Source organism: Pseudarthrobacter sp. TAF60_1 (assembly GCF_052113505.1).
Classification (GTDB): domain Bacteria; phylum Actinomycetota; class Actinomycetes; order Actinomycetales; family Micrococcaceae; genus Arthrobacter.
This window is the reverse complement of the sequence record NZ_JBFRDI010000011.1, coordinates 74,795-90,172: the sequence shown is the minus strand read 5'-3', so window position 1 is coordinate 90,172 and position 15,378 is coordinate 74,795. Positions and strand designations below refer to the sequence as shown.

The following is a 15,378-nucleotide window of genomic DNA, read 5'->3' as shown; positions in this document are numbered from 1 at the left end:
TGATCATTCGACGGAGGCCCCGGTGATTTTGGGAGCGGTGGCTTCAGACGCTGACGCATCCGAGTCGTAGTCCGCCGCGAGGGTCCGGGCGCGGTCCATGACCGCTGTCATGGCCGTGGAGTCGGGCGCCTGCCCCGATCCGGCAGCCAGGCCCGCAGCGAGGCCGGCAATGAACGTCGTCAGCGGGGCGGCTGGACGCACTACGGAGTGGGCCGCAACTCCGGCCAGCGACAGGACTGCGTTGACGTCGATTTGGACGTCCTCCAAGTCATAGGCCTGGAGCAGGGACCTGCACCACTCTTCCAGCGTCTCATCCTGGCTTTTCACGCTCTGCCTCCCAAATCATCTGCGGCCGCTTCGCTCCGGAATCCACCAAGCGGACCAGGGCCGGCCACTCCAAGTGCGGCGGCATCGTCCCATGTGTCCACGTCTGCCGTGGAGCCGGCCGGAACGGCGACAGGCTTAACGTCAAGACTAGCAAGGAGTGCCCGGACCGACCCGTTCATTAATTCGCCGTTGGCGGCAAGTTTCGCCGCGGAACGTTGTAGCGCGGCCGTGCTATAAAAACCCACCAGGGGCTGCCGGCGACCATCCTCGGAGACAGCCACCACCCCGTCCCATCCCGCCCCCGGGCCGGCGGCAAGCAATCCCTCCTGAAGGGCCGCTACCGCCTGCCGGACGTTGGGCATGTCACAGGCAAGAACCAGGGTAAAGGGCGGGCGGCGGGCGTCCGCCTTCTCCAGTGCTGCGAGCCCGGCGGCGATGGCCGCGGCCGGACCACCGAAGGGGGGATCCTCCCGGCATTTGAGGGCGCCGGCCGGAGTTTCGGCGATATCAGGACCCACTACGACGACGGTCCGGGCACCTCCGGCGGCGGCGACCGAACGGCGCAACAGGGTTTCGCCGTCGTACGTCAGCCCTTGCTTGGGGACGCCGCCCAGACGCGCCGAACGCCCACCGGCGAGAATGACGGCATCAAAATTGAAAGGGTTTGCATCCACACGCCCAGCCTAGCTGCGCCGGAAGTTAACTGCTCCGGTAGCGTTCAGGCGGCGCGTTCAGGCAGCAGGAAAGGATCCCAGGCCGGCGTCGGCTTCTCGAGCTCCTTGATCTGCCAGATGGTGCCGTGCGGCGGTTCAGGCACAAACCTCAGCTTCCAGCCCATCTCAGCCGGCGTATGGTCACCCTTGCTGTTGTTGCACCGAAGGCACGCGGCCACAAGGTTCTCCCACGAGTCGGCGCCGCCACGCGATTTAGGCTGCACGTGGTCGATGGTGTGCGCGCCTTTGCCGCAGTAAGCACAGCGGTGACCGTCCCGGCGGAGCACACCGCGGCGGCTGACCGCGGTGCTCTGGTTATATCTCGGGCGGATGTAGCGATTCAGGAGAATCACGGACGGGCGGCCCAGGATCTCCTGCGGACCCACCACGGGGTCATCGCCCTCGGCGATAACGCTGGCCTTGCCCGTTAGCACAAGCACCAGCGCCCGGCGGAAGGTGACTACCGCCAGCGGTTCATATCCAGCATTCAGAACGAGAGTGCGCATGCACTTACCTCTTTGTGGCCGCACCCGTCAGGGGCACGAGGGCCGGCTGCCCCCGGCATATCCGGGCTATGGATCGACACCACAAGAGTAAACAAAAAATGCCCGGTTAAACTAATCGCCGGTCCGACCGTCCTGACGGGTCGGGCTGCTCCCTGGCCGCCGCGTCCCGAAAGGGCAGGAGACAGCAAAGGACCCCCACCACCAGGCGGGGGTCCTTTGAAAGGCTCAAACAGTAACTAGGACACGCGGATGAAAACCGGTCCCGAGCCAACATTGGCGCTGAATACAACGGTCTGGTTGCCGTTGTAGCCGCCGTGCACGGCCTGGCCGTTGCCTGCGTAGACCGCGATGTGGGCCATGCCTGCGCCACCGTTTGCGTAGTAGATCAGGTCGCCGGGCTGTGCTTCTGCTGCACTCACGGTGCGGCCGAGAGAGAGGTAGCCGGCGGGCCAGTCGTGGAAGTGGATTCCCACGGCGGCGAGAGAGTTGGTTACCAGCATGGTGCAGTCCTGGTTGACACCCAGCTGGGCGTACGCTGCAGACAGGATGGCCTGGCCCTTGCCGCTGGCAGCGACCGGAGCGGCCGGTGCAGCGGGGGCGGAAGAAGCCACCTTGATGGCTGCCGCGGGCTGGGCTACGGGAGCGGCAGGAGCGGCCGGAGCGGCCTCAACAACGGGCTCGGGTTCCGCGACGGGAGCCGGCGTGGTGGTAACTGCCGGCTTCTCGTAGGAGATGGCAATGGTGGATTCAGCCGAAATGACGGCCGGTGCTGCCGTCCCCACCTCGAAGGTGGCGGTTGAAGCCGCTTCGCGCTGAACATTGGTGTCAGCGGCGTTGGCCGCGATACCGCTGGTCAGGACCAGACCGGAGGCAGCGGCGATAACCGCGGCCTGACGGCCCATGCCGCCGGCGTTGTCGCCGACTGCTTTGGCAATGACAGCCAGCGAGTTGGTCTTGGTGACCTCGGCGCGGTGCCGTGCAACAGTTGCACGTGTAGTCATTAATTTTTCTCTCTTTCGTGTTCCTCAGGGCCGCGATGGCAGCCCAGGGGCTTTGGACGCGCCGGCATCTTGGGGGTACGCCGGCACGCCCCGAACGGGGATTTAGCGAAGAGTTTCCAGGAAAGAAACGGGAGGAGGTCCGGAGTCCGGACTAGCCCAGGGTGTAGTACGAGGACGTGCCCGTTGCCGCAGCGGCGTGCAGCAGGGTGCCCTGTCCAGGGTTCAGCGCGCTGATCATCATGCCGTTGCCGACGTAGATGCCCACGTGGGCTCCGCCGTTCTGCATAACCAGGTCACCGGGGGACGGAGTGGAGGTGGGCCGCATGGCGGTCCAGGCATTGGTGCGGGGAATGCTGATACCGGCCTGGGCGTAGACCCACTGGGTGAAGCCGGAGCAGTCCCAGCCATTGGGAGTGGTGCCGCCCCAGAGGTAGGGGTGGCCGATGCCCGTGTAGGCGATGGCTGCCAGGCCCGACGCTGCTGCGGAGGAAACGGTGCCCGCGAGCTTGGCCGAAGCATCCTTGGTTACGTCAGCAGCACGGCTTGCCGTTGCTGTTTCCGTAGCCGTGGACTGCGCACGCACCCGTTCGATCACGGGCGCGGCCGTGGTCTTCACTACCGGGCGCTCAAAGGAGACAGTGGCAGTGGGTGCGGCCGTGACGGCAAGGGCAGCCTGCGCGGAGCCGGACTCGGTGGACGCGGACACACCAGCGGTGGTGTCCGCAGCGTTGGCCGGAAGCCCCATGGTCAGGATGAGACCTGACGCGGCTGCGATGACAGCAGCCTGGCGACCTACGGTCCCGGCATTTGCACTTACTGCCTTGGACACGGAGCCCAAAGGATTGGTGCGAACCGTTTGCGCACGGTGGCGCGCAGAATTATGACGTGAAGACACGAAGGTAGCCTCTCCCAATGCCTGCGAGGTGAGCTGTCGGATTCGGATGGGAGTGCACCCGGCCGCGCTGCTTCCTGGGAAGCTATGCGACTTAACCCCAAGGCCTTCAGAAATCGAAGGCCAAAATTGGTTCCCCCGCCCCTGCCAGACGAATTCATGCGAACGGACCTTGAGCGGTGGCAGAGCTAGGCAATCCACTCAAGAACGTCAACTTCGGAAAAGTTGACGCGCCTTAGACGTTACAGGACTTCGGAACCAATGTCACATTCAGGTCACGGCATGTCACTGCGATTTGAGAGTTTGCCATCATTTGGGCTTAGAGCCAGCCTGTGGGGTCAACAACGTCGCCGTTGACCTGGACCTCGAAGTGAAGGTGGCAGCCTGTGGAGGCGCCGGTGGTGCCGCTGAGGGCAACGACCTGGCCGCGGGTCACGGTCTGGCCAACCTTGACGCTGGCCGAGGACAGGTGGTTGTACGTGGTTTCCAGGCCGTTGCCATGATCAATCACCACGCGGTTGCCGCCGCCGTACTGGTGCCAGCCGACGAACGTCACAGTGCCGCTGGCGGCAGCCATGACCGAGGTCCCGCACTGGGCCACATAGTCCTGACCGCGGTGAAAGTCGCCGGCGCCACCCGTGATGGGGCTGACTCGAAAGCCGAACGGTGAAGCCGTAATGAGCTGGGCGAGCGGTGGACCAAGGCTTCCTGCGGAGGCAGCACGCGTGATGGATCCGGCCGACTGCGCGCTCAACAGCTGCTTCAGTTTGCCGTCCGGGTCACCCTGGGTCACCACAGAGGATCGGCTGAAATCAATCTGGGCGCCCGCTTCTGCGGATATTTCCGGCTGTGGGGCGGCCGACACTGCCGCAACGGGGTGGCCGGGCTGCTGGTCTGCCATCACCGGGCCCGTCACCGGCACAGTCACGGTCAGGACCAGGCCCGTTGCAGCAAGGGCAATGCCGGCCTTCTGCCCAACGCCGCTGGCGGCCGCGAAATCGGTGACCTGCCGGAAGGCCCCGCGGCGGCGGCGAGCTTCGCGCTGCGGATCGCGGGGCCTCTCCGCGGTGGCATCTTCGACCGCGCGGGCCGCCGAAGCGGGGCCAGCCGCCCGGCGGCGGCCCCTGGAGTATTGCGTGGTCAAGAATGTTCCTCTCTGGATAGCCTGCGAAGTTAGCTGTCGGATTCGGGTCAGAGAGTTCAAAGACCCGGTCCGCCGGTGCAAGCTCTCGGCGCAGAGATACCCATAAGGAACCTTCACTGGAGAGGCTTGCTGCTGACGGACTTCACCCCGAGGCAGCCTTGCGACTGCCGGTTGTGGTTCCCCCGCCTCTGCCAGTTGGTGACTCGTGCACCTGATCCGCTGGCAGAGCTCGGCTCCGGATCAGGTAACGCTTTTATATCGACGCTTGGGTTTAAACTATAAGCGATCAAAACGGACAGTAACAATTCCGTTATATTTGCGCAACCGCCACCGTTGCGCTAGCGCCTTGTGTAAGCGCACCCCGAGGCGCCACTTCGCCGGATGGCGGTGGTCTCAGCTGACGGAGACGAAAACGTGAACGGCAACTTCCGGAGGCAGCTCGAGCGCGCCCTCGATGCCCGGAACCCGCACGGAAATGTACTCCCCCACACGCTCCAGCGACACGGAAGCTCCGGGCCTGATGCCGCCTTCATCCAACTGCACCAGCAACTCAGGTTCCACCTGGATGGGCTCAGCCAGCCGGCTGACGGTGACACTCGACGTCGGCCCGTATCCGCGCATGGCCTCAACGAGATTAATCACACCAGCTTCCGGGAGGGCGGCAGCCCCGCCCAGCGCGGCCAACCCTGGGATGGGATTGCCGTACGGTGACTTGGTGGGATGGTCAAGGAGCTGGTAGATGCGCCGTTCCACCCGCTCGCTCATCACGTGCTCCCAGCGGCATGCCTCATCATGGACGTAGGCCCAGTCCAGGCCAATTACATCAGCCAGGAGGCGCTCCGCGAGCCGGTGTTTGCGCATCACCTCAGTGGCACGCTTGCGGCCGGTGTCGGTAAGTTCCAAATGACGGTCTCCGGAGACCACTACCAGTCCGTCACGCTCCATCCGGCCGACAGTCTGGGACACGGTGGGCCCGGAATGGCGCAGCCGCTCGGCGATGCGTGCGCGAAGAGCAACGATGTTCTCTTCTTCAAGTTCCAAAATGGTTCGAAGATACATCTCCGTGGTATCGATCAGATCCGTCATCCAGCTCAGCTCCTCGAACAAAGTACCTTGCGTTGACCCACCGTATCGCGTTCAAGCCGCAGCGAGGTCCAGTAAAAAGCTTAGCCTATTTTGACTTTGTCCGGATAATCCCCAATCGTCTCACTGACCAGACTATGACGGTCCCGGTTGCCGCCAGATCCAAGGTTTCAGGCAGAATAAAAGCGGCCCTCGTTGCAGTCGCCGCTGACTGCCGGCCACCCCACCGTCCCGGACGCCCATCACGTCCATGCCGAAATTGGAGCCCTTGTGAGCGAAACCAGCATCACTATTCCTGCCGATCTCCTGCCCAAGGACGGACGCTTCGGCGCGGGACCTTCCAAGGTCAGGCCGGAGCAGATTGAGGCACTCTCAGCAGCATCCCGGACCATCCTCGGAACCTCCCACCGCCAGGCGCCCGTCAAGAACCTGGTGGGTTCCGTCCGCGACGGCCTCAGCCAGTTCTTCCGTGCCCCGGAGGGCTACGAGGTGGTGCTCGGCGTGGGCGGCTCAACCGCATTCTGGGACATCGCAGCCTTCGGCCTGGTGGAAAACAAGGCCCAGCACCTTTCGTTCGGCGAGTTTGGCTCCAAGTTCGCTTCCGCCACCAACAAGGCACCCTTCCTGGATGCCTCGTCGATAATCAAGTCCGAGCCCGGCACCCGCCCGGTGCCCCAGGCGGAGGCCGGCGTTGACGTCTACGCGTGGCCGCAGAACGAAACCTCCACCGGCGTGGCTGCTCCGGTCAAGCGGGTCGCGGGCGCCGACGACGGCTCGCTGGTCCTGGTGGACGCTACCTCTGCGGCCGGCGGCCTGGATGTGGATGTTGCCGAGTCGGATGTCTACTACTTCGCCCCGCAGAAGAACTTCGCGTCCGACGGCGGCCTGTGGCTGGGCCTCTTCTCCCCCGCCGCGCTGGAACGCGCCGCGCGGATCAAGGCCAGCGACCGCTGGATCCCGGACTTCCTGGACCTGCAGACCGCCATCGACAACTCCAGGCTGAACCAGACGTACAACACGCCGTCGCTGTCCACGCTGGTGACCCTCGACGCCCAGGTGCAGTGGCTGAACTCCAACGGCGGCCTCGACTTCGCCAGCAAGCGCACTGCCGACTCTGCGGGCCGGATCTACGCCTGGGCAGAGGCCTCCGAATACGCCACCCCGTTTGTGGCCAAGGCCGAGGACCGCTCCAACGTCATCGCAACCATCGACTTCGAGGACTCGATCGACGCCGCGGCCATCGCCAAGGTGCTGCGCGCCAATGGCGTGGTGGACACCGAGCCGTACCGCAAGCTGGGCCGCAACCAGCTCCGGATCGCCACCTTTGTTGCCATCGAGCCGGACGACGTTACCGCCCTGCTGGCAAGCATCGACTACGTGGTGGGCAAACTGCGCAAGTAACCTCCACACGGCGCGAGCGTCCCGTACGGGGGCGTACTTGCGTCAGCGTTCGACGGCGTCGTCCGGGTTTTGGTCCCGGGCGGCGCCGTTTGCTGTGTCCCCCAACGTGGAGACGACGCGGAACTGGCGCAGGCCGCGGGCACGCCGGTTGAACGTGAGCCGGAGCTGTTGGGCACGGATGATCCACACCATGCCAATCAGGGCAGCGGTGATCCCGGAGGCGGCCGCGACGGCAAGGGACCAGCGTCCCCCTGCGACGTTGGCGACCCAGCCCACCAGCGGCGCCCCGATAGGCGTGCCGCCCATGAAGATGGCCATGTACAGGGCCATGACCCTGCCCCGCATGACCGGATCGGTGGTGGTCTGGACGTAGCCGTTCGCGCTGGTCATCATGGTGATCGCAAACAGCCCCACCGGCACCAGCGCAACCCCGAACCAGAAGTAGTTAGGGGCCAGCGCGGCCAGTCCGGAGGTCACGCCGAAGGCAGCGGCGGCGCCGAAGATCATCCGTAACCGTGGTTTCCCGCGGCCGGCGGACAACAGGGCACCGGTAACGGATCCGATCGCCATGATCGAATTCATCAGGCCGAACGCGCCGGCGTCCAGCCCGAATTCAGTGCCCACCATGGCAGCGATGAACAGGACGAAGTTGAGCCCGAGGGTTCCCACGATGAAGACTGCCACCAGGACCACCACGATGTCCGGCCGGAACCGCACATAGCGCAGCCCCTCCCGGATACGCCCCTTGCCGGGCGCCGCGCGGGGCAGCTGCCGCAGAGACGCCGTCGGGATCCTCCACAGGCTTAAGAGCATCGCCAGGAACGTGACGGTGTTGATCAGGAAGACCCAGCCTGGGCCGACGGCCACCGTCAGGACCCCGGCCACCGCGGGCCCGATCATGCGGGCCACGTTGAAGGAGGCGCTGTTCAGTGCGACGGCGTTGGGGAGGTAGTCGTCGCGGACCAGCTCCGAAACGAAGGTCTGGCGGACCGGTGCATCCAGTGCGGACACCATGCCCAGCAGCAGGGCAAAGCCATATACGTGCCACAACTGGCCGACGCCGAGGACCACCAGGACGCCCAGTGCGGTACTCAGCAGCGCCATCACAGACTGGGTCATGATCAGCAGCTGTTTGCGGCTGTAACGGTCCGCCACGAGCCCGGCCACGGGAGCGAGGAACAGCTGGGGGCCCAGCTGGAGGGCCATGGTGATGCCCATGGCGCCCGCGTCGTGATCGGTCAGGTGGTCGAACACCAGCCAGTCCTGGGCGGTCCGCTGCATCCAGGTTCCGATATTGGAGACCAGGGCGCCGATGAACCAGATCCGGTAATTGAGGATGTGCAGGGATTTGAAGGTGGACATCATGGCCGGCCTCCGTGCTGATCAACCCTGCGCGTCACCAACTGCCTAGTCAGCCTCGCCAACAGGTTCGTGTTCGCCGGGCTGGTCCGTGTCCGGTTCTTCATTGCCGGCAGGTTCCTCATCCAGTGCGGGGTCGGCCTGGGCGGGCTCTTCCTCCATTGCCTGTGCGTCCTCGGGGCGGACACGTTCGGCCCACGGCACCCACTCCGGGGACAGGATGGAGTCCGCCGACGGGAGGAGGCCCAGCTCGCTGACGGTCACCACCTTGGAGCGGGAGTTCCTGGTCACCACTGCGTACCATTGCCAGCCCTGGTAGCCGGGCAGCTTGGATTCGAAAAGGTGCGTGACCAGGCGGTCGCCCTCGCTCTTGGCCGCGATATGGGCCCCGATGTCCGAGGGCGCGGTGATGCCCTCGATGGCGGCCCGCGCCAAGTCGACGGCGGCCGCGAGGAAAGCATCCGGTTTGCCGACCCGCCACACGGGCACGCCGGCGCGGCGTTTGGCCTCAGGTTTGACGCCTGCCTGCTCCACTTCCGTGGTGTCCGGCTGTTCAGCTTCCGGGTTCATCGCCAAGGCCTAAACGTCCAGCTCGTCGGCAACCTTACGCAGTGCCGCCGCGATCGCTTTGCCCTTGTTGCCTTCCGGGTATTTGCCCGCGGACAGGGTGCCGGAGAGGTTATCCAGGACGGTTACCAGGTCCTGCACCAGCGGTGCCAGGTCCCGGGCACTGGGCCGCTTGGCTTTGGCGATGGACGGGGTCTTGTCCAGGACACGCAGGCCCAGCGCCTGGGCGCCTTTGCGTCCGTCGGCGACGCCGAACTCAACGCGGGTGCCGGCCTTCAGTTCCGTAACGCCTTCGGGCAGCGATGATTTGGGCAGGAAGACTTCCTGGCCGTCTTCGCCCGCGAGGAATCCGAAACCCTTTTCCTTGTCATACCACTTGACCTTGCCGGTAGGCACGTAATCAACCTTCTTCGTTCTGCGTCTTGAGACACGGCCGGCAGTCACCGCATCCGCACCGTTATGCGGGTTCAGGGTATGACAGCGACGGACCGTGTTGGTCTGTTCCTTCAAGGTTATCCTGCCGCGGACGGATTCCCGCTTTCAGCGGCCCGTCGTCACGTTCGTCACCGCCGCCGTTGCCCATCCGGCTACCCGGGCGGCCGCCCTGTTAGCGTTACGTGCATGACACCCTCGCGTTACCGGCGCCCACTGATGATCTGTGCAGCGGTAGTTGCCGTCCTTTCCCTCGTGGCAGTGGGGGCGGTAATGGCCATGGCTTTTGCGGGCGTGGCCGCCCCGGTCTGGGTCACGTCCACCGCCTTATACGGACTGCCCGTAGCCTTCCTCCTGATGCTTTTCCTAGTGCTGGACAGCGTGGCCGGCAGGCGCCGGGCGGGAAAGTCCGGCGGGCTGTAACGTTGGACTGATGTCCCTTATCCGCGCGCTCAGCAAAGAGTTGGAGGCACGCAGCGATGACTCGTTGCGGGCCCTCTTTGCAGCGCGGCCGGATCTGGTGTCCCCACCGGTCCCCGACTTTCCCGCGCTGGCGGCCAGGGCCAGCGCCCGGGTCAGCGTCCAGCGCGCCCTGGAGCGTCTGAACAGACCCCAAATGCAGGTGCTGGAGACGCTTCATCTGTGCACCAACACGGACACTGCCCATAGTGCCTCGGCCGCGGGCGTGCGGAAGCTCATTGCCGGGTCCACCGTGGCGGCGGTGGAACGAATCCTGGCCTCGCTCCAGGAACTGGCCCTGGTCCACAGGGCTGAGCCGCCGCACGGGACCCCGGTAGCGGGGCATCGGCAGCGCTACTACCTGCCCGTGGGGTGCCTCAAGGACGTCGTGGGCATCTATCCCGCCGGGCTGGGGCGCAGCTACACCGAACTGGTCCGGCTCCAGCCGGCCTTCGCCCAGCGGGTAGTCCAGCTCGTCTCCGAGCTCCACCACAGCGGTGTGGCTATCCAGGAAGCCACCACGCCCATGGAGGCGGCGCTCGCGCTGCAGCACTGGACGTCCTCACCGGAGGCACTCGCCCAGGCCTTGGCCGGAGCGCCGGAACGGACGACGGCGTTGCTCGCCAAATTCCGTAACTGGGCCATGGGTGCCGTCCCCCAGGCGCAACGGAAAGCGTCAGTGGCACACCAAAGCGCCGACGTCGGGCCCGTGGACTGGCTGCTGGCGCGGGGACTCCTCGTCCCGCTCGACGCCGCCCACGTGGAACTGCCGCACAGCGTGGGGCTGTCCCTGCGCGGCGGTGCCATCATCAACGATTTCACCCTTGCGCCGCCGGTGCCGGAGCTGGGCAGCACCACCGCTGCCCTGCGCCGGAACGCAGCGCTGGGCGCCATCGCCGAAACGCTTCGGCTGGTGGGCGAACTCCTGCACGCGGTCAGGGCCCAGCCTTTGGCCACGCTGCGCAGCGGCGGAGTGGGGGTCCGGGAAATGAAGCGACTGGCCGAGGCCTTGCGCATCGACCAGCACCAGGCCGGCCTGCTGCTGGAACTGAGTGCGCTGTCGGGCCTGCTGCGACTTGATGTTGATTCCTCCACGTGGGTGCAGCCGCCGCAGCTGGAATGGCTGGATCTCACCCGGCAGGAGCAGTGGCTGTGGCTGGTCAACGCCTGGCTCGCGAGTGAGCGGGTGCCTTCGCTGGTAGGGCAGCCCGTCAGCGGGCCCGTCGGCGCCTCCGCCGGGCACCGCGGCGTGGCCGGAACCACCGTCAATGCCCTCTCCGCCGAGGCGCAGCGGCCCGACGCCCCGGTTGTCAGGAAACGGATCTTGGAGATACTGAACGAACTCACGCGTGAGGCGGGTTCAGGAGACGGCACAGCCCCGGTCCTGGACGCGGCCGCGGTCCTGCAGCGAGCCGAATGGGTGCAGCCCCGGATGGCCCGCCGGTTCAGTTCCCTGATCAAGGGGGTGTTGGCCGAGGCAGAGATGCTGGGGCTGATCGGCTCCGGCGCCCTGAGCCAGTTGGGCAGCGCTGTCGCCGAGGACAACCCGGACGAAGCCTTGAACATCCTGGGCGAACACCTGCCGGCCGCAGTTAACCACGTCCTGCTCCAGGCAGACCTTACGGCAGTTGCCCCTGGCTATCTGGCTCCGGAGCTGAGCGAGAAGCTCCTGTTGATGGCCGACGCGGAAGGTCAGGGCCCCGCCACCATCTATCGGTTCTCCGCCAACTCCATCAGGCGGGCGCTCGACGCCGGGCATGACGCGGCCAGCCTGCTGGGCTTCCTTCGGGAACATTCGGCCACTGCGGTGCCCCAGCCGCTCGAGTACCTCGTGGAAGACACCGCGTCCCGGCACGGCCGCCTCCGGGTGGGAACAGCCGCCAGCTTTATCCAAAGCGATGACGAGGCAACGGTCTTGGAGCTCGCTTCCGAATCGAGGGCGGCCGCCCTCGGACTGGCCCGCATTGCACCCACAGTCCTGATCTCAGCAGCCCCGCCCCGGGAGACTGCCCAGGTACTGCGCGGACTGGGATTCTCCCCCTCGGTGGAAGAGTCAGACACCGCGTTGGTCCGGCTCCGGCGTACCACCAGCGCCCCCGGCAGTGCCCGGCCCGTCTACACTGCACCGCGGACTGCGCCTGCGGAGGATGATGTGGCCGCCCAGCTGGCTGTCCTGCGGAACGGCAGGCCGGACGGCCGGACGGAGGGCAAGGCAGACGGCAACGGGAACCAGCCTGGCAGCGGCAACGGCATCGGCTCCGGCGAAGCAGCCACCCAGCTCGGCCTCGAGACCCTGCAGCGGGCCATCCGGCTCAAGCAGCTGGTGAGCATGAACGTGGTGGACAGCCATGGGAATTCCAGCCTGGAAACGGTTGTTCCCCTTTCCGTAGGCGGCGGCCGGGTCAGGGTCTTCGATCCGGCCAAGGAAACCGAGCGTGTGCTCTCCATCCACCGCATCATCGATGTCGAAGCCGCAGAGGAACTGCGTCAGTGAAGGATTTCCCCACGTGAACGACGGCCCGCTGATTGTCCAGAGTGACAAGACCATCCTGCTCGAAGTGGACCACGAACTGGCTACCGAGGCGCGCCACGCGATCGCCCCCTTCGCCGAGCTGGAACGCGCCCCGGAGCACATGCACAGCTACCGGCTGACGCCGCTGGGTCTCTGGAACGCAGGCGCCGCCGGGCTGGACGCGGAGAAGGTCCTGGACACCCTGCTGAAGTACTCAAGGTTCCCGGTGCCGCACTCGCTGCTGATCGACGTCGAAGAGACCATGTCCCGGTACGGCCGGCTGCGGCTTGAAAAGGACCCCCAGCACGGCCTGGTGATGCGCACGGATGACTACCCGGTGCTGGAGGAGGTGATCCGGGCCAAGAAGATCCAGCCTTTGCTGGGGCCTCGGATCGATGGCGAAACCATCGTGGTCCATTCCTCCCAGCGCGGCCAGCTCAAGCAGCTGCTCCTGAAGATCGGCTGGCCGGCCGAGGATTTGGCCGGTTACGTGGATGGCACACCGCACCTGATCGCCCTCAACGAGGACGGCTGGAAGCTGCGCCCCTACCAGCAGCTCGCCACAGAGAATTTCTGGTCCGGCGGCAGCGGCGTGGTGGTGCTCCCCTGCGGTGCGGGCAAGACCCTGGTGGGTGCCGCGGCCATGGCCACCAGCTCAACCACCACGCTGATCCTGGTCACCAACACGGTGGCTGCCCGGCAGTGGAAGGATGAGCTGCTCAAGCGCACCTCGCTCACGGAGGACGAAATCGGTGAGTACTCGGGCGCGGTCAAGGAGGTGCGGCCGGTAACCATCGCCACGTACCAGGTGCTCACCACCAAGCGCGGCGGCCTCTACCCGCACCTGGAGCTCGTGGACGGCCACGACTGGGGCCTGATTATCTACGACGAAGTGCACCTGTTGCCGGCGCCCATCTTCCGCATGACGGCCGATCTCCAGGCCCGCCGCCGGCTGGGCCTCACGGCCACCCTGGTCCGCGAGGACGGCCGGGAAGGCGAGGTTTTCAGCCTCATCGGGCCCAAGCGGTACGACGCGCCCTGGAAGGACATCGAGTCCCAGGGCTACATCGCGCCCGCGGACTGTGTGGAGGTTCGCGTTGACCTGCCCCGGGACGAACGGGTGGCGTATGCCATGGCCGAGGATGCGGACAAGTACCGGCTGTGTTCGACGTCGGAATCCAAGACCCTGATCGTGGAGCAGTTAGTGGCCCGGCACCAGGGCGAGCAACTGCTGGTGATCGGGCAGTACATCGACCAGCTGGACGAGATCGGCGAGCGCCTCGGCGCCCCCGTCATCAAGGGCGATACGTCGGTCAAAGAACGGCAAAAACTCTTCGATGCTTTCCGTGCGGGCGAGGTTCAGACCCTGGTGGTGTCCAAGGTCGCCAACTTCTCGATCGACCTGCCGGAGGCCTCGGTTGCCATCCAGGTATCGGGCTCGTTCGGGTCCCGGCAGGAGGAAGCCCAGCGGCTGGGGCGCCTGCTCCGGCCCAAGAAGGACGGCCGGGCGGCCCGCTTCTATTCGCTGGTGGCCAGGGATACCCTGGACCAGGATTTCGCGGCCAAGAGGCAGCGGTTCCTGGCGGAGCAGGGCTACGCCTACCGCATCATGGATGCCAAGGATGTGGAGCAGCCCGGCTAGTTCGGTCCGCGCTGGTGCGTGCGGATGGGCCGCCGGCCGCGCACACTGGAGGAATGCGCCAGAAAATCGAACCAATCATTCCGCTCCCAGGCCAGGAATCGGTGTGGGACTACCCGCGGCCGCCCCGCGTTGAACCCAGCGGCGAAAGGATCCGGATATTCTTCGGCGGCCAGCTCATTGTGGACACGTCTGACTCGGTCCGGGTGCTGGAGACCAGCCATCCCCCGGTCTATTACCTGCCCCGCTCGGCCTTTAGCCCTGGCGTCCTGGAGCCGGTGGCGGGGAGCAGTTTCTGTGAATTCAAGGGCACAGCAAAGTACCTGACTGTCCGCGCCGGCGGTGCAGAGGCCACGGGTGCTGCTTGGTTCTACCCCGAGCCAGCGGCCGGGTTCGAACTCCTGGCTGACCGTGTTGCCGTCTACCCGGGCCGAATGACCGCCTGTGAGGTGGACGGGGAACGCGTGCGCCCGCAGGAAGGGGGCTTCTACGGCGGCTGGATCACCGACAAGGTGACCGGCCCCTTCAAGGGCGGACCGGGGACGCTCGGCTGGTAATGCGGCCTGCCTACCCTCGCCGAAAGCACAGGAAACGTCCAGAAAACTCACAGAGTCTGGGAGCATGATGGGAGTATGAAGAAGACCGGTCCTGAAGCCAAGCTCCTCGTAGTTGACGATGAACCCAACATCCGCGAGCTGCTGTCCACGTCCCTGCGCTTCGCCGGTTTCGAGGTGGTTTCAGCTGCCAACGGGCGGGATGCCCTGGCCGCGGCCGAGCTGCATACCCCCGACCTCGCCGTGCTGGACGTCATGCTGCCTGACATGGACGGATTTACCGTCACCCGCAAGCTCCGGGCCTCCGGCAAGCACTTCCCCGTCCTGTTCCTGACGGCAAAGGACGACACCGAGGACAAGGTCACCGGGCTCACCGTGGGCGGGGACGACTACGTCACCAAGCCCTTCAGCCTGGACGAGGTGGTGGCCCGCATCCGGGCCGTCCTCCGCCGCACGCAGCCGCTGCTGGACGACGACGCCGTCATCCGGGTTGATGACCTGGAGCTCGACGACGACGCGCACGAGGTGCGCCGTGGCGGCACCGTCATCGAGCTCTCCCCCACCGAGTTCAAGCTCCTGCGCTACCTGATGCTCAATCCCAACCGGGTGCTCTCGAAATCCCAGATCCTTGACCACGTCTGGGAGTACAACTTCAACGGGGACGCCTCAATCGTGGAGTCCTACATCTCCTACCTGCGGCGCAAAGTGGACATCGATCCGGACGCCCCCGCCCTGATCCAGACCAAGCGCGGCGTGGGCTACGTGCTCCGGACGGCAGAGAAGCGCTGA

At 65.8% G+C, this 15,378-nt stretch carries 16 protein-coding genes and 2 riboswitches; of the genes, 6 read left to right on the top strand and 10 right to left on the bottom strand.

Annotated features, from left to right (window positions below):
- Positions 1-3: 3 nt before the first annotated feature.
- The 7 genes from AB4Y73_RS13700 to AB4Y73_RS13670 form a co-directional block, all read right to left on the bottom strand.
- A complete protein-coding gene (locus AB4Y73_RS13700; protein ID WP_441872423.1) occupies positions 4-327 on the bottom strand; it encodes a DUF6457 domain-containing protein in 324 nt (107 codons plus the stop codon).
- Positions 324-1,001 (bottom strand): molybdenum cofactor guanylyltransferase, encoded by a 678-nt coding sequence (mobA, locus tag AB4Y73_RS13695; protein ID WP_441872422.1) that lies wholly within the window; start codon positions 999-1,001, stop codon positions 324-326. Before mobA ends, AB4Y73_RS13700 begins: the two co-directional genes overlap by 4 nt.
- 44 nt (positions 1,002-1,045) lie before the next feature.
- Positions 1,046-1,546, bottom strand: a complete 501-nt coding sequence (locus AB4Y73_RS13690; RefSeq protein ID WP_190991504.1) for an HNH endonuclease — start codon at positions 1,544-1,546, stop codon at positions 1,046-1,048.
- 236 nt (positions 1,547-1,782) lie between these two features.
- Positions 1,783-2,547: an NlpC/P60 family protein gene (locus tag AB4Y73_RS13685; protein WP_441872421.1), complete on the bottom strand. Its 765-nt coding sequence runs from the start codon at positions 2,545-2,547 to the stop codon at positions 1,783-1,785.
- 151 nt (positions 2,548-2,698) lie between these two features.
- A complete protein-coding gene (locus AB4Y73_RS13680) occupies positions 2,699-3,376 on the bottom strand; it encodes a C40 family peptidase (protein ID WP_441872420.1) in 678 nt (225 codons plus the stop codon).
- Between the two features lie 70 nt (positions 3,377-3,446).
- A riboswitch (cyclic di-AMP (ydaO/yuaA leader) is annotated at positions 3,447-3,613 on the bottom strand.
- A 145-nt stretch (positions 3,614-3,758) separates the two neighbouring features.
- On the bottom strand, positions 3,759-4,583 hold the full coding sequence (locus tag AB4Y73_RS13675) for a M23 family metallopeptidase (RefSeq protein ID WP_441872419.1): 825 nt from the start codon (positions 4,581-4,583) through the stop codon (positions 3,759-3,761).
- A 3-nt stretch (positions 4,584-4,586) separates the two neighbouring features.
- A riboswitch (cyclic di-AMP (ydaO/yuaA leader) is annotated at positions 4,587-4,803 on the bottom strand.
- Between the two features lie 173 nt (positions 4,804-4,976).
- The gene (locus AB4Y73_RS13670; RefSeq protein WP_441872418.1) at positions 4,977-5,669 is read right to left on the bottom strand and encodes a metal-dependent transcriptional regulator; all 693 of its coding nucleotides are present in this window, start codon (positions 5,667-5,669) and stop codon (positions 4,977-4,979) included.
- A 267-nt stretch (positions 5,670-5,936) separates the two neighbouring features.
- Between AB4Y73_RS13670 and serC the strand changes: the two genes are divergently transcribed.
- A complete protein-coding gene (gene serC / locus AB4Y73_RS13665) occupies positions 5,937-7,067 on the top strand; it encodes a phosphoserine transaminase (RefSeq protein ID WP_441872417.1) in 1,131 nt (376 codons plus the stop codon).
- Positions 7,068-7,109: 42 nt separating this feature from the next.
- Here the strand turns inward: serC and AB4Y73_RS13660 are convergent, their stop codons facing one another.
- From AB4Y73_RS13660 to AB4Y73_RS13650, 3 genes are read right to left on the bottom strand one after another with little or no spacing between them, the layout of a single operon-like run.
- Positions 7,110-8,429, bottom strand: coding sequence for an MFS transporter (locus AB4Y73_RS13660; RefSeq protein WP_441872477.1), 1,320 nt, complete (start codon positions 8,427-8,429; stop codon positions 7,110-7,112).
- A gap of 45 nt (positions 8,430-8,474) precedes the next feature.
- Positions 8,475-8,996, bottom strand: a complete 522-nt coding sequence (locus AB4Y73_RS13655; protein WP_441872416.1) for a DUF3027 domain-containing protein — start codon at positions 8,994-8,996, stop codon at positions 8,475-8,477.
- A gap of 9 nt (positions 8,997-9,005) precedes the next feature.
- Complete coding sequence (locus tag AB4Y73_RS13650; protein WP_441872415.1) at positions 9,006-9,389, bottom strand: cold-shock protein; 384 nt, start codon at positions 9,387-9,389, stop codon at positions 9,006-9,008.
- 225 nt (positions 9,390-9,614) lie between these two features.
- Between AB4Y73_RS13650 and AB4Y73_RS13645 the strand changes: the two genes are divergently transcribed.
- From AB4Y73_RS13645 to AB4Y73_RS13625, 5 genes are all read left to right on the top strand, one after another.
- The gene (locus AB4Y73_RS13645; protein ID WP_441872414.1) at positions 9,615-9,848 is read left to right on the top strand and encodes a hypothetical protein; all 234 of its coding nucleotides are present in this window, start codon (positions 9,615-9,617) and stop codon (positions 9,846-9,848) included.
- Positions 9,849-9,858: 10 nt separating this feature from the next.
- Positions 9,859-12,378, top strand: a complete 2,520-nt coding sequence (locus AB4Y73_RS13640; RefSeq protein WP_441872413.1) for a helicase-associated domain-containing protein — start codon at positions 9,859-9,861, stop codon at positions 12,376-12,378.
- A 13-nt stretch (positions 12,379-12,391) separates the two neighbouring features.
- Entirely contained in the window at positions 12,392-14,038 is a 1,647-nt protein-coding gene (locus AB4Y73_RS13635) for a DNA repair helicase XPB (RefSeq protein WP_441872412.1), read from the top strand.
- Between the two features lie 53 nt (positions 14,039-14,091).
- The gene (locus tag AB4Y73_RS13630) at positions 14,092-14,592 is read left to right on the top strand and encodes a DUF427 domain-containing protein (RefSeq protein WP_441872411.1); all 501 of its coding nucleotides are present in this window, start codon (positions 14,092-14,094) and stop codon (positions 14,590-14,592) included.
- Between the two features lie 75 nt (positions 14,593-14,667).
- Positions 14,668-15,378: a response regulator transcription factor gene (locus AB4Y73_RS13625; protein WP_441872410.1), complete on the top strand. Its 711-nt coding sequence runs from the start codon at positions 14,668-14,670 to the stop codon at positions 15,376-15,378.

Bases quoted from the DNA above. Each gene is read 5' to 3' on its own strand.
- AB4Y73_RS13690 (WP_190991504.1), bottom strand. From the start codon at position 1,546: ATGCGCACTCTCGTTCTGAATGCTGGATATGAACCGCTGGCGGTAGTC.
- AB4Y73_RS13685 (WP_441872421.1), bottom strand. From the start codon at position 2,547: ATGACTACACGTGCAACTGTTGCACGGCACCGCGCCGAGGTCACCAAG.
- AB4Y73_RS13670 (WP_441872418.1), bottom strand. From the start codon at position 5,669: ATGACGGATCTGATCGATACCACGGAGATGTATCTTCGAACCATTTTG.
- AB4Y73_RS13660 (WP_441872477.1), bottom strand. From the start codon at position 8,429: ATGTCCACCTTCAAATCCCTGCACATCCTCAATTACCGGATCTGGTTC.
- AB4Y73_RS13655 (WP_441872416.1), bottom strand. From the start codon at position 8,996: ATGAACCCGGAAGCTGAACAGCCGGACACCACGGAAGTGGAGCAGGCA.
- AB4Y73_RS13645 (WP_441872414.1), top strand. From the start codon at position 9,615: ATGACACCCTCGCGTTACCGGCGCCCACTGATGATCTGTGCAGCGGTA.
- AB4Y73_RS13640 (WP_441872413.1), top strand. From the start codon at position 9,859: ATGTCCCTTATCCGCGCGCTCAGCAAAGAGTTGGAGGCACGCAGCGAT.
- AB4Y73_RS13630 (WP_441872411.1), top strand. From the start codon at position 14,092: ATGCGCCAGAAAATCGAACCAATCATTCCGCTCCCAGGCCAGGAATCG.
- AB4Y73_RS13625 (WP_441872410.1), top strand. From the start codon at position 14,668: ATGAAGAAGACCGGTCCTGAAGCCAAGCTCCTCGTAGTTGACGATGAA.